The sequence below is a fragment of the Pseudanabaena sp. FACHB-1998 genome, assembly GCF_014696355.1.
Lineage (GTDB): Bacteria > Cyanobacteriota > Cyanobacteriia > Pseudanabaenales > Pseudanabaenaceae > Pseudanabaena.
The window spans coordinates 22,940-37,183 of the sequence record NZ_JACJQA010000024.1 but is presented as its reverse complement, the minus strand read 5'-3'; the positions used below and the strand labels follow the sequence as shown (position 1 = coordinate 37,183).

Genomic DNA, 14,244 nt, shown 5'->3' with positions numbered 1-14,244 from the left:
GTGAGTTAGGGTTATTCCCTAGATTAACCGAAAGTGTTGAACTTTTGAGAGGTTTACCTAGTAAACCTCTCAAAAGTGATACTAATTAGCGAAAGTTCTCTATAGCAAAGCAAGAGTTAGCCAGTACAAACCAAAACCCAAGAAGCGAGTTGCGGCGCGAAGCGCCGCAACTCGCTTCTTGGGTTTTGTGTCCGAACAAGACTGACCACAACTATAAAATGACGTAGGCATTTTATTTTCATTATTTAGAGACTAGAAATTCCTGCGCGATCCAAAATTTCAGGAATTAGGTGTTCGGCTTTGATTGCCATAATATGCACGCCTTGGCAAATTTGCCTTGCGGTTTGAATTTGTTCAGCAGCGATCGCGATGCCTTCCTGTAAGGGTGACTTTGCACTGGCTAGGCGATCGATAATATGTTCAGGAATCTGTACCCCTGGCACATATTTATTGAGAAATAAAGCATTTTTGGCGGATTTAATTAGAAATATTCCTGCTAAGACGGGTTTATCGGCTTGATTAGCGATTTGAGTTACAAATTTATCGAGGCGTTCAAAATCGGTGATTAGTTGGCTTTGGAAAAATTGCGCCCCTGCGCTAATTTTTCGCTCAAAACGTCTTTGCAATCCCGACCAGCTTGGGGACTGAGGATCAACGGCGGCTCCTGCTAAGAAATTAGTACCTTGATGGGGCAAGGCTTTGCCGTTAGAGTCTAGCCCCTGATTTAGCTTTTCAATTAATTGCAATAACCGCACTGATTCATAGTCAAATACCGATCGCGCATCAGGAGAATCACCCGCTTTCACAGGATCGCCTGTCAACGCCAAAATATTGGTAATTCCTAAAGCTGCGGCTCCCAATAAATCTCCTTGTAAAGCAATGCGATTGCGATCGCGACAGGCTAGTTGACAAATGGCTTCTATGCCGATTTGTTGCTGGATTAAGACCGAGGCAGCCACAGGACTCATGCTCATCACCGCCCGACTCGAATCAGTAATATTCACAGCATGGATACGCCCCTTCAGCGATCTCGTTTGGGCGAGCATGTGCGTGGGGTCACTACCCTTTGGTGGAGAAACTTCAGCCGTGATTAGAAATTCCTTATTGGCGATCGCCTTGCGGAATTGGTTAAAGGTTTTCTCTGGTTTCTCGAATACTGACTGGGGCGGCTCGATCATGCGAAACAAAACTATTAAAAATTTTTAAGATTGTCTGCATTTTAAACCATTGCGATCGCTAGTAAAGTTCTGATGCATTTGAAAAGAGTAACGACACTTTTGTAAATTAAAAAATAAACCCCGTAATATCAAAATGGTGTAGCCATTTTGATATTACGGGGTTTGCTATATTTGCCTAATTAAGGAGACAAAATTTCGTAATCTTAGGCTATTAGAACCAAGTGCGATCGCTAATGGCTGCTTGCATTTTGCTAATCACTTCATCCACCCCAATAGCACCAAGTTCGCCATGCTTACGGCTACGGATGCTGAGAGTATTTGCCTCCACTTCCTTTGCGCCGATGACTGCCATCACAGGGATTTTGTCCATTTCAGCCTTGCGGATTTGCTTCGCCATGCGATCGCCACTATGGTCTAGCTGGACGCGCAAACCTGCGGCTCTCATTTTTGCCGCAACCTGTTCGGCATATTCTATTTGGCTATCAGAGACAGCAATCAACTTTGCTTGGACAGGAGCTAACCAGAGGGGGAAATCACCCGCATAGTTCTCAATTAATACACCGATGAAACGCTCGACGGAACCGAACAGAGCGCGGTGAATCATGATTGGTTGATGGCGCACGCCATCTTCGCCGACGTACTCCATCTTAAAGCGATCGGGTAAATTGAAATCTAGCTGAATTGTCGAACATTGCCAACGCCGACCGATCGCATCTTCGATCTTGATATCGATTTTGGGCCCATAGAATGCGCCGCCGCCTTCATCAATCACATAGTTCCAGCCCTTGTGATTAAGAGCTTGCTTAAGAGCTTCTGTGGACTTTTCCCAAATCGCATCGGAGCCGACATATTTCTCGGGACGGGTGGAGAGATTGATTTCGTAGTTCTCAAAGCCAAAGGTGGAGAGAATCAATTCGGCAAGATTAAGAACGCCGAGAATTTCCGATTCAATTTGCTCCTCAGTACAGAAAATGTGAGCATCATCTTGGGTAAAGCCACGTACACGCATTAGACCATGCATGGTTCCAGAGCGCTCGTAACGATAGACTGTTCCCAATTCCGCATAGCGAATTGGGAATTCTTTATAAGAATGCAATGTATCTTTATAAATCAGCACATGGAAAGGACAGTTCATCGGCTTAAGCTGATAAACCTGATGTTCCACTTCCATCGGTTGAAACATACTTTCGCGATAGAAGTCATTATGTCCTGAGATTTTCCACAAATCCAAATTCGCCATGTGTGGAGTGGTTACCGACTCATAGCCATTCTGGACATGGGTATCTTTCCAGAAGGTTTCGATGGTATTGCGGATGATCGCGCCCTTGGGATGCCAGAAAACTAAGCCACCGCCAGCATCTTCTTGAATACTGAATAGTTGCAAATCCTTGCCAATGGTGCGGTGATCGCGACGTTTGGCTTCTTCGAGCATGGCATGATACGCCTGAAGTTGTTCAGGAGTTTCCCAAGCCGTACCGTAAATCCGTTGCAGCATCGGATTCTTTTCATCACCGCGCCAGTAGGCTCCCGCAATGCTCTCGAGGGCAAAGGCCTCGGGATGAATATCGCCAGTACTTTCGAGGTGAGGTCCCGCACACAGATCCCACCAAGGCTGTTTTTCAAACTTTTCGGGATCACCGATAAAATAGCGACTAATATTTTGCCCTTCAGGAATGGCAGCTAGTAGCTCTATCTTGTAAGGCTCGTTAAGCTTTTCGATTTCCGCAAGCATCTCAGGACGTGGTAATTCCTGACGCACAAGGGGTTGATTCCACTTGATGATCCGCTTCATTTCCTTAGCGATCGCCTTGAGATCACTGGGCGTAAAATGCTCTGTGCGATCGAAATCGTAATAAAAGCCATTTTCAGTTGCAGGACCGATTGTCACCTTAGCATCGGGATATAATTTCTGAACTGCCATCGCCATCACATGGGAGCATGTGTGGCGAATCCGCGCTAATTTTTCGGTGTCGGCTTGCCGCAGGATATCGCTAGGTTTAATATCACTAGGTTTGCTTTCGCTGGGCTTTACTGCAACTGCATCCATAACTTGATGTCGTGACCTTAATTTATTACAAGAGTTACAAAAATTTTACTAGAGACTAACATCTTAGCTTTTTTATTGCATTAAGTAGGTTGTTGGAATTAAATGTAGGATGGATTAGCGATCGCGTAACCCATCATCTTTATATAATTGATGCGTTACGTTGCACTAACGTATCCTACTAAATAACTAGAAGATTTCTGTTTTTTGATGTCCCAGATTTACGTCCGGTTGTAGATTTTGCATCTATAACTTGATGTCGTAACTTGCAAAAGTTACGACATCAAGTTTTTGTGCCACGCGACTTAGCGAGATTCTTCTTTAACTTGCCTTAATAGCCGCCGCTTGTTCTAATAAAGACTCGGCAAAAGCGATCGCTTGTATGACTGAGCTATCATTCCCATTTGCCGCCACATTTTTTCCTTTTTCCTTTTTCACTTTCCCCTGACTTTTCTCTACACTTTTGCCAGAAGCAATTTGGGCTAACTCCTGTTTGCGCTCTTCTAGCTCTAAGAGTCGAATCTGTACTTGAGTCCGATCGCCAACTACTTCTTTATTAACATGGAAATGGCGATCAGCGATTGCGGCAATTAACGGTTGGTGAGTTACACAGAGAACTTGAGAACTACGGCTGAGCTGCCAAAGTTGTGTAGCGATCGCCTGAGCGACTCGACCTGATACGCCAGCATCAATTTCATCAAAAACCATCGTGCCAACGTTAGCATGAATAAAGTCATTCTCAACTTTTCCTGCTGGAGGATGTGAAGGCTCAATTTTCTGTTTGACAAAACAGGTCTTTAAGGCTAGTAAAAAGCGGCTCATTTCCCCACCAGAGGCAGTTTCGGCTAAAGGCTGTAAGGGTTCGCCGAGGTTGGGACTAAATTCAAAAACAATGCGATCGCCTCCTAAAGCGGTAGGCTCAACGGGATAAATCCCCACTTGAAATCGCACTTTTTCCATTGCTAACATTTTGAGGAATTCAATTTGAGCTTGTTCAAGGGCGAGTGCTGATTGTCGTCGCAGTTCCGTAAGTTTTTTACAGGCTTTAAGAAGCGCCTGCAAATCAGACTCAGCTTTTCGTTCTAATTCTTCAATGGAAATGCTGTGATCGGTAAGTTCGGCTAGTTCATTTTGCAACTTTTCCCGATAGGCGATCGCTTCAGGCAGTGTGCCATACTTGCGACAAATCTGCTTGATTTGATTAATTCTTTGTTCGATTACTTCCAATTGCTCAGGATCAGAATCGAGCCGATTTACATAGTTATTAACTTGTCTTCCCGCCTCTTCTACTTGAGCAAGGGCGCTAGATACTAACTCTAGAATTCCTTCCGCTTCTCGATCTAAGGAAACCATGTCGGTGAGGATAGTTTCCGCCTGTCCAAGCAAGTCTGCACAGGCATTTCCCCCATCATTCTGATAGAGGGCTTCATAGACAGCGTAGCCTTGTTTTTGTAGTTCCACACTATGGGCAAGGCGATTGCGATCGCCTTCAAGATTTTCTAATTCATCGGGATCATCGAGATTTGCTGCCTCAAGTTCTTTTAGCTGATAGCGCAACATATCGAGATGTTGCAGACGATTGCGCTCATTCTGCTGGCGTTCCCCTAGAGCCTTGCGCGATCGCTCTTTTGCTTCAAATAGTTTCGCTACCTTAATGCGCTGCAAAGATAGTGTTTGATTCAGCGCTTGATCGCCAAAATTATCGAGCCATTCCCTCTGCTGGGCGGCTTGGCTGAGCAAAATCGTCTGCCCTTGGGCTGTAATCTCTACAAGGCGATCGCGTAATTCCTGAATTTGCTGTTTATTGACGACTATGCCATTAATGCGGGTGCGATTACTTCGCGCCGTAATTTCGCGACTACAAATGAGGGTTTCGGCATCAATCGCATCGATTTCTTGCGTTTCTAGCCATTGAGCGATCGCCTGATTTGTGGAAAAAGTTGCTTCGATATTGGCGCGATCTGATCCAGTTCGTAACATTCGCGCCGAAACTTTGCCACCTAGCGCCGCATCTAGGGCATCTAGGACAATCGATTTCCCTGCACCTGTTTCTCCTGTGAGAATATTTAATCCTGCATAAAGCTCCAGTTCGAGGCGATCGATTAGGGCAAAATTTTCAATTTTTAGGCTCAGCAACATAATGTCTTTTTGATTTGAAGCTATGGGGAAGCAAAACTTCAAATATTTTAAAAAAGTCTTCTAGATTTGATTCCTTATTACAGGTTCAAAATTTAATAAATTAGGACTGTACAAATTACAGTCCTAATTTATTAAATTGGTAGAGTTTCGCCAGCTAAAAGGCGCTTCGAGGCACTCAGCAATTCTTCTTCGAGATAGGGCTTAGTGAAATATCCCTTAGCCCCTAGTTGAATAGCCGACTGACGGTGGCGATCGGCTCCACGCGAGGTCAACATCGCCACAGGAATCTCCTTGAGTCGCGAGTCTTTTTGCAATCTCGATAGGAGATCCAACCCGTCCATCCGAGGCATTTCAATATCACAGAAGATCATGTCACAGGGTAAGCCTGCACGTAATTTTTCCCATGCGTCTTGACCGTCCTTCGCCTGTTCGACCCGATAGCCCACCTTGGCAAAGGTCAGCGATAGCAACTCGCGTACCGTAATCGAGTCGTCTACGATCAGCACCGTTGGATCGACGGCGATATCTTCTTCGACGGGTGGAGACGTAATTACTCCCGAAGCCGAAGGACGCAGTCTACCGCTAGCAATGTCAAATAGTTCCAGAACGTTAGCGATCGCCATCACGCGACCATCCCCTAACACCGTCGCCCCTGCAATACCCGCTGGTTGAGGAATTGGTCCCTCTAACTGCTTGATTACGATTTCGTACTCACCAAGGAATTGATCGACCTGCAAAGCGAGATAACTCGTATCGTTCCGCAGAATGATAATGCAGAGTTCGTCATTATCCTGCTTCCCGTAGATATTGCTACGGCTGAGGTGACGACTATAGGCAAGTAAATTGGATAGATGCTGGAATGGCAGGATTGTATCGCGCCAAGGTAAGCAAGGTTGACCTTTATCATTGAGGACAATCTGGCTTTGAGGAACTTCCACCATATCCTCGAATCCATCGACAGGGAATGCAATGCGGGCGCGATCGCTAATACAGAACATCGCCTTAGAAATACTCAGGGTCAAGGGTAAGCGAATGGTAAAGGTCGTTCCTTTCCCAACTACGGATTCCACAATGATCACGCCGCGAATATCATCGAGACAGGTTTTGACCACATCCAGACCCACACCCCGCCCTTTAAACTCATCGGCTTGGGCTGCCGTACTAAATCCAGGTTCAAATAATAAACCGTAAACTTCGGTATCATTGAGGCGATCTACTTCGGAAAGGGTACGAACTTTTTTCGCAACCGCACTCTTTTTAACTTTGTCTATACTAATACCCGCACCATCATCACTAATAGAAATAACGGTTTGGTTACCTTGATGGTATGCTCTCACGGTTAGTTTGCCCGACGCTGGCTTACCAGCCGCTTGACGAGTAGTGGGATCTTCTAATCCATGATCGATCGCATTATTTACAAGATGCGTTAGTGGATCGGTGAGGGATTCTAAAATTGCTTTATCAATTAAAGTTTCGCGCCCAAAGATTTCTAGTTCCGCTTGCTTACCAGTTTTGAGTGCGCGATCGCGAATCCCTCTAGGCAAGCGATCGGCAATCTGCGCGAAGGGAACCATGCGCGATTGTTTAAGGTCGTCCTGAATTTGAGTCGTAATTGTGCCTAACTGACGGGTTACTTGATCGGTTTCACCCACCACGAACTCAATGTCGGAAGCCGATTCGCGGACTCGGACGATTAACTCAATGATTTCCTGTGAGAGAACGTGGAAAGTGTTGTAGCGGTCAAACTCAATACCCTCAAACTCACTACTTACCGCGCTATTGGAGCTACTTCCCTCAATCGCAAAGGAAGCTTCAAAACTACTGTTAAAAGAACGACCTCCCCGCCCTGCGGTTAAGGAAGCCTCTAATAACGAGCGATCGTACTGATCACGCATTCTTTGAGACACATCACTCAACAACTGCACCTGATGCAATAGGCTGGTAATGAACTGCTGCAATCTTTCTTGATCTTGCTCTAATAGATTACGGTTAACGACAAGTTCCCCAACGAGGTTGTTCAAACTATCGAGATACTTGACATCTACCCGCATCGTCGTATCAGCCATTCTTTGCTTACGAGCAGTTGCGGGGGGACGCGCAGGGGTTTTCGTTTTAATTGGCCCCACATCCTTAGCAAAAGCGGACTGGAGCATACTTTCTAGCTCGTCGAAGTCATCAACGGGTTTGGGCGGAGCAACTTCGATTGACTTCGCAACAGGTTCATTAACCACGGGGCTATCAAAACTGCCCGTATCACCGAGGAGAGCTTCCAGCTCATCAAAATTCATATCATCATTCGCAGCTTGCTGATCGTAGCTGAAAGATGCTGTAGATTGACTTTCACTGGTTAAGCCCATCTCATTAGTAGAACTTGCAAATTCATTGCCAGAATTACCAGAGTTGCCAATCATCGCCTCTAAGTCATCGAAGTTAAAGTTGTCATCAATACCATTTAGCTCTTCGATGCCAGACTGACTCGGAAATCCTCCACTTATTACCGATGATGTTGGAATCTCTTCTGGTTGTTGAGCAAAAGATTCATCTATAAAATCCAAGTCGGCATTACTGGAATTAACCAGCTCGGCAAAATCAGCGATCGCATCCACCGCAAGACTATTTTCATTAGCAGCCTCATCATCTAATAGACTCATCGCATCATCATCATCGCCTTGGAAAAAGTCGGCTAAGTTGTCAATGGTATTACTTGCTGTAACTTCATCATTACTAAGGTTGGTTTGTCTTAGCTCAGTATCCAGATCGTTAAATCGATCTTGAATAGACGTTAGATCGTCATTAAAGTCCGTATTAAACTCAGGGTCAGATATATCGTCATTTTCGCCAAAGAAATCTTCGCTTAGAAAATCATTAGCATTTTCGGGAGATTCATCTTGCCATTCCTCTTGGGTAAGCGATCGCACTTCATTAAAACCCAACTCATTTTCGAGTACCGTCAGATCATCTTCTTCAGCACTGGAGAACAAAGTGGCTAAATCAGCCGCCGCCTGATCCGACTCTCCAAACAAATCGGGACTACTTTCCTCTAGATAGTTTTCTTCAAGGCTGGTGTCGAATTGAGTTAATTGAGCTACAGAATTTGATTCAGCGCTTAGCTCTTCTTCAAAGTCGGAGAAATCATTTTCGACTGAGATTGTCGATTTATCTGATGAAGCAAAGAAATCGCCTAAATCTTCATTACCATTAAACTCATCTGTAAATTCATCGCTAAAAGCATTAACTTCTACCGAGGCTTCCGTTAGATCATCTTGGGAAGCTTCCATCTCTGAGAAGAAATCGTCTAGTTCTTCGGAGTCTTTAATTTCAGTACTAACATTATTTGAGAAGACAAAGCCCTCAGACAGTTCTTCTTCGGCATCTGCAAAGAAATCACCCAAATCATCGGTATTCTCGATCGCCATACTTACAGCAGCTAGATCCGCGATCGCTAAATCATTTTCTTCAGATCCATCCATCCCTTGATTGTCAGCAAAGAAATCATCTAATTCATCAATAGCATTTCCACTACTTACTACATCATTTTCTTCTTCAGAGAAAATTTCCAATTCGTTATCACTTTCAGTAGTAATATCAAAATCTCCAAAATCATCAGTTTCTTCAACCGTTTTTGATTCCTCCGTATCTTCAAAGAAATCACCCAAGGATTCCGTATTGGTAGGTATATTTTCGGATTCACTAAAGAAATCGCCTAGAGCCTCTGTACTAGTAATTTCCGCATTAGTTTCTTCGGCTTCGCTAGATTCTCCAAAGAAATCACCTAAATCATCAACATCACTAAATTCGCCACTAAATTCATCAATAGCAACATTTTCTAAACCTTCAACCGTATTGAAAGCGTCTATGTTATCCACAGAATTGTCCGCATCCGCAAACATATCTGCTAGATCGTCAGTGCTAGTAATCGGCTGCTCAAATTCAGTTGCGATAGAATTGGAAATGGTAATCTGTGGCTCAGCATCGTCTTCTGTAAAGAAATCAGACAATTCATCACTTGCCACTTCTATCTCATTGAAACTAGAGGAGCTAAGAGTGACTTCTATATTACTGAGGTCATTATTATTTTCAGAATCAGAGAAGAAATCTCCAAACTCTTCGATATTATCGATGGGTTGAGGATTATCAAAATCACTGAAACTTTCAGCAGGAGTTTCTATTTCCAAGAATTGTAAATTCTGCTCCCAATCTGATTCACTTTGTAACTCTGAATTATCGGAGATGACATAATCTGAGTTGGTTTCTTCAGGAGTTATTGCAAATTCCGCAGCATTTGCAACTTCTAAAGTGCGGGAACCTGAGGTCGTATCAAAATCATCACTATCAAATCCCAATTCGTCGAATATATTTAAACTGGAGGTATCATCATTCTTGGAATTGTCAGTAATATCTTCTAAAGAATTACTAACCTCATCTATTGCCTCAGAGCCTGCACCTTCTAGGAGCAGATCAATATCATCAGCGATCGCTCCTTCAATTTCCTCACTAACAACCTCTGTAGATGCTCCCATCAGTTCTTCGTCAAGGCTGTCATCGATCGCAAAGGGATCTTCCAAGAGAGCCATATCTTCTTCGGAAAGGGTTAAGGCAAATGGCTCATTAGGAGTATCATCTCCATGATCTACATAATCAGAGATTTCACTATCTTGACTATTACCTGCGTTGTCCAGTGCTGCGAAATAATCTTCACTAGATAAATCGTCAACAAAGCTATCCTGAGAATTAATAAACCTATTATCAAGCCCTTCTTCCTCATCCAACTTCGTTGCAGTAGGAACGCTGTATTCTAGGAGATCGACTTCAGACAAATTGATATCATCAAAATTAATGTCTTCAATGTTAATTACGCCAGCAGATTCTTCAATCTCATTAATTTGATCAATAATATCAATTCCCAAATCGATTTCATCATTGATTGCATCATCATTACTTAGTAAATCATCCAAGCCAGAATTGACGCTTTCCTTCACAGCTAAGGGCGATTCTACCCAAGCGTTATCTAGATCGTCAGGGAATAGAGCGTCTTCCGAAGCTTGATCGTCAAAATCAATTGCTTCATCCGTTGGAAAATCACCAAACAATTGATCGATATTTGATTCTTCGGGAGTAGATTTACTAGATGCTACATTTGCCTTATCGTCATATTCTTGACCCAATAAATCCGCAAAGTCATCATGATTATCAGGCGCTTGATCCAGCCCTTGATTAATCATATTGGTCTCATTAGACTCAATATCTTCCCAAGCTGCATCAAAGTCAATGTCATCATTCTCAAAGAGAACAGCCAAGGACTTTAATTCTGATGCACCAATTTTTGGCCCATCAATATGCTGATTCTCGGAAATTTCATATTCTCCGTCAATCCAATCCAATTGATCGATTTGATTATCTTGACTGTCGGACAGATCGAATACATCTTCACTACTAGGATCGGCAAATAGATCGATTTCTTCGAGGTCAGCACTCGTAATTGTACTTTCAGTAATTGGCGTAGTGGCGGCGATCGCTAAGTCTTCCAGAATTGAATCATCATCAATATTACCCGCAGCAGTGGTAAAGATAGTGCTGACCTCATCGTCTTCTGGCTCACTAAACCAACTGGGCAGTAAATTTTGAATCTGAGGAGAAACTGTAATTTCTTGCTCCCGATTTGCCAAGACTAAATCTTGAGCCTCTTTCAGTTCTCTAATTAAAATTGGCGCAAGGGTACGATAGGCATTTGTGGGCTGGGCGATCGCATTTTTAATTTGCGTTACCAAATTAGTCCAATTGCTTAACGCAAAAGTATCCCCTACCTCTTGGAAGTAACCACAAATTGCTTGCAACCCTGCCCGCGTGTCTGACGAATCTTCACCTCGGAATAATTGCAACATATCCCGCATTTTGGTGGTGACTTCTTTTTGAAACACTGATTCTGCGGAATTACTGCCGACTGGCTGTAGTTGTATTTCCGCAGGAATAACTTGTTCGGTTACTACAGGTGCTACTTGGCGATCGCTATCCGAGTTAGTCAACTGATTAAGATAGGATTGTAACTCCGCGAAAATAGGTTTAACTCGATTACTTGTCTCTAGAGTCAACTCATCGGATATCTTAAATCCCACCTGCAATTCATCTAGTAGCTCCGACAGAGGATCAAAACCTGCTAGCAATAAACTCTTAAGCCTTTCATCAACATTGATATGGGGATTTTCTTTAATGATTTTGAAAAAGTCTTCTAATCTGTGAGACACATGCTGGATACTGCTAACTCCTAACATTGCCGAACCACCTTTAATCGAATGAGCAGCTCTAAACAACTCATTAATTGATTCAGAGTCATTCAATATATCTTGCAAGTTTAAAACACCTTGCTCAATGGTCTGAAGATGTTCGCGGGCTTCTTCTATAAAGTAGCCCATGATTCGCTGCTGTTGTTGTTCCGAGTTCATGACAGAGTCCTCTCAAAGATTAGGGTATGAGTAGCTAGCTAATGGTAATAGTCCTAACGACCTCCCGTTGTTTTATCACCTGAATCAACGCGGAACCTTTCCACAGAATCTTGCAAACTACGGGCTACACCTACAAGGTTTTGTAGAGAAGCTGACACTCGTTGCGATTCCTGTGAAGTTTCTTGAGCGGTTAACTCAACTGATTGCATAACCTGTGATACGGTTCGTGATGTCTCGGTTTGTTTGACAGTATCTTCGGTAATCGACAAAACTAAAGTTTCAATGCGATGGGAAACTTGGATAATGTCAGCGAGAGACTGACGGGCTTGTTCCGCACGTTTTGTACCATCGATAACCTGTTGTGTGCCGACTTCCATCGCTTGTTGCACATTACTGGTTTCACTTTGAATTTGCAATACGATTTGTTCGATTTCTTTAGATGCTTTTGCCGCCCGATCTGCTAGCTGGCGAACTTCGTCAGCAACGATCGCAAATCCCCGACCCGCATCGCCTGCTCTTGCCGCTTCAATACTAGCGTTAAGCGCGAGTAAGTTGGTACGGGACGCAATTTGGGAAATCAAACCCACAATCTTAGAAATTTCCTGCGAGGATTCGCCTAAGCGTTTTACCTTGCGCGTCGTTTCGGCAACCGTTTCTCGAATGTCCAAAATACCCGCCACAGTACGTTCTACTGCGTCGCCGCCTTTGATCGCCGTTTCGGAGGCGAGTTTTGCCACCTGATCTGCTTCGCGGGCGCTTTCTGCTACCCGTTGAATGGACTCGGTCATCATTTGGACTGAGTTTAGGGTCACGCTTAATTCTTCGGCTTGACGCAATGCGTCTGAGGACAAGCTTCGCGCAAAGGCTTCGTTCTCGCGAGAGCTTTCGTTTACCTGACGCGCCGCAATTTTTACTTGGTTAACGATTTCGCGCAGGTTTTGAATGGTGAGGTTAAAAGAGTCAGCAACCGCCCCGAGTACGTCGGCAGTTACCTCCGCCTGTACGGTCAAGTCACCTCGCGCCGCCCCTTCTACGTCGTCGAGTAAGCGAATTACCTGCCGTTGAAGATCTTCTTTGGCTTGTTCCTGTTCGGCAGCTTTCCGTTGAGCTTCGTTAGTGTTGGCAACGATTGTCTGGATCATTTGGTTAAAGCTTGCCGCCAGACGACCAAACTCATCTTCGCTGTAAATAGAGGCGCGTGGAGACATATCGCCACGAATAACCGATTCAAACTGAGCTTGGAGGTTTTCGGTAGATTGATCAATTAACTTAGAAGAGCGTTTACCTAGTCCCCAAGCCGTGGCTCCACTGGCGATCGCCGCCGCCGCCGCCATCATCCACCCCGTATTTCTCACCTGTTCTTTTTGACCTTGATCCTTAATCGCGCCCGTGGCGAAGTTAGTCACCAAGCCAGCCGCCACGATCGCCACTACCCCCGACGCGATCGCCGTAATCACGCTCTTAGTCTTAAGCGGCATATTGTCAAAGGGAGAAAATAGTCCTCCCTGTTCAGAGGCTTCGGCGACTATGTCCATTCCCGAATGTTTTGTACCTGATTGGTTGTTAATTGCGCCTAATCCAAACAGTTCAGCTTCATTATCGACTTGACCAAATCGCCCAATTTTCATGTCATTGCCCACGGCAACAGTGGTATTGCTCGGACGCGCCGCCGTCGCAAAATCTTGACCACCAAAATCTGACATGGAGCGATCGGAAACCATTTGGGTAGCCTCCGAATCGCTAAAGGAACTAGAAAAAGATGATTCGCTAATATCATCAAAGTCGTCAAATTCTTCCATAAAGACGACATCGGTATCCGACATACTCGAAGAACTATTGCTGCCCTTATAACTGGGGTTATAGTTAGATGTGCCAGTTAACTGCGTTTCATCAGTGTAGTTGTACTGACTAGCGCCATTCATAGATACGTCAGAGTTAAAATCTTCAAAATCAAACTCTTCACTCATGGCGCGACTCTGTCCGCCACTGCTCGCACTCGTATCTGACGACCAAGAAGAATTCTGAACGTAGGTAGAATTAGGGCTGTAGTTGCTATCGTTATAGGAATATTGATTACTACTCCCAAACGCATCAGAATTACCTGTATCGCCTAAGCTAGCGTCTCCATAAATATCATCATCATTTAGATCTAGCCTTTCCTTCGCCGCCGCTATGCCACTATGAGCATATTCCAAAATCGAGTTTTCATCGGTCAGTTGCAGGACGGTTTCATATTCACCAATAGAGTCTTGATAGCGTTCTAGGGCAAGGTTGATATGAGCATGAAGTAACCGATACATAGGATCGCTAGGACAAACTTTGACAAGCTCCTGTGTTAATTTTGCAGCTTGTGTATAGTCTCCTTGCATGTAGGCTAAGGAAGCCTTTTCGTATTCTTTTTGGTATTGCGTACTTGATGCCATTTGCTTTCTCCTAAAATCCC

At 44.2% G+C, this 14,244-nt stretch carries 5 protein-coding genes; all 5 read right to left on the bottom strand.

Going from position 1 to position 14,244, the window contains the following annotated elements; all coding sequences use genetic code 11:
- Nucleotides 1-245: 245 nt before the first annotated feature.
- The 5 genes from H6F42_RS08320 to H6F42_RS08300 all read right to left on the bottom strand — a co-directional run bounded on the left by H6F42_RS08320 (nt 246) and on the right by H6F42_RS08300 (nt 14,224).
- Nucleotides 246-1,178 (bottom strand): methylenetetrahydrofolate reductase, encoded by a 933-nt coding sequence (locus tag H6F42_RS08320; protein WP_190398894.1) that lies wholly within the window; start codon nt 1,176-1,178, stop codon nt 246-248.
- 211 nt (nt 1,179-1,389) lie between these two features.
- The gene (gene thrS, locus H6F42_RS08315; protein WP_190398893.1) at nt 1,390-3,225 is read right to left on the bottom strand and encodes a threonine--tRNA ligase; all 1,836 of its coding nucleotides are present in this window, start codon (nt 3,223-3,225) and stop codon (nt 1,390-1,392) included.
- Nucleotides 3,226-3,543: 318 nt separating this feature from the next.
- Nucleotides 3,544-5,361, bottom strand: a complete 1,818-nt coding sequence (gene recN, locus H6F42_RS08310) for a DNA repair protein RecN (RefSeq protein ID WP_190398892.1) — start codon at nt 5,359-5,361, stop codon at nt 3,544-3,546.
- Nucleotides 5,362-5,492: 131 nt separating this feature from the next.
- Nucleotides 5,493-11,801, bottom strand: a complete 6,309-nt coding sequence (locus H6F42_RS08305; protein ID WP_190398891.1) for a hybrid sensor histidine kinase/response regulator — start codon at nt 11,799-11,801, stop codon at nt 5,493-5,495.
- 53 nt (nt 11,802-11,854) lie between these two features.
- The gene (locus H6F42_RS08300; RefSeq protein ID WP_190398890.1) at nt 11,855-14,224 is read right to left on the bottom strand and encodes a methyl-accepting chemotaxis protein; all 2,370 of its coding nucleotides are present in this window, start codon (nt 14,222-14,224) and stop codon (nt 11,855-11,857) included.
- Between the last annotated feature and the right edge of the window lie 20 nt (nt 14,225-14,244).

What these genes read in the sequence shown, in the direction of transcription:
- H6F42_RS08320 (WP_190398894.1), bottom strand. Translation starts at nt 1,178, where the DNA reads ATGATCGAGCCGCCCCAGTCAGTATTCGAGAAACCAGAGAAAACCTTT.
- thrS (WP_190398893.1), bottom strand. Translation starts at nt 3,225, where the DNA reads ATGGATGCAGTTGCAGTAAAGCCCAGCGAAAGCAAACCTAGTGATATT.
- recN (WP_190398892.1), bottom strand. Translation starts at nt 5,361, where the DNA reads ATGTTGCTGAGCCTAAAAATTGAAAATTTTGCCCTAATCGATCGCCTC.
- H6F42_RS08305 (WP_190398891.1), bottom strand. Translation starts at nt 11,801, where the DNA reads ATGAACTCGGAACAACAACAGCAGCGAATCATGGGCTACTTTATAGAA.
- H6F42_RS08300 (WP_190398890.1), bottom strand. Translation starts at nt 14,224, where the DNA reads ATGGCATCAAGTACGCAATACCAAAAAGAATACGAAAAGGCTTCCTTA.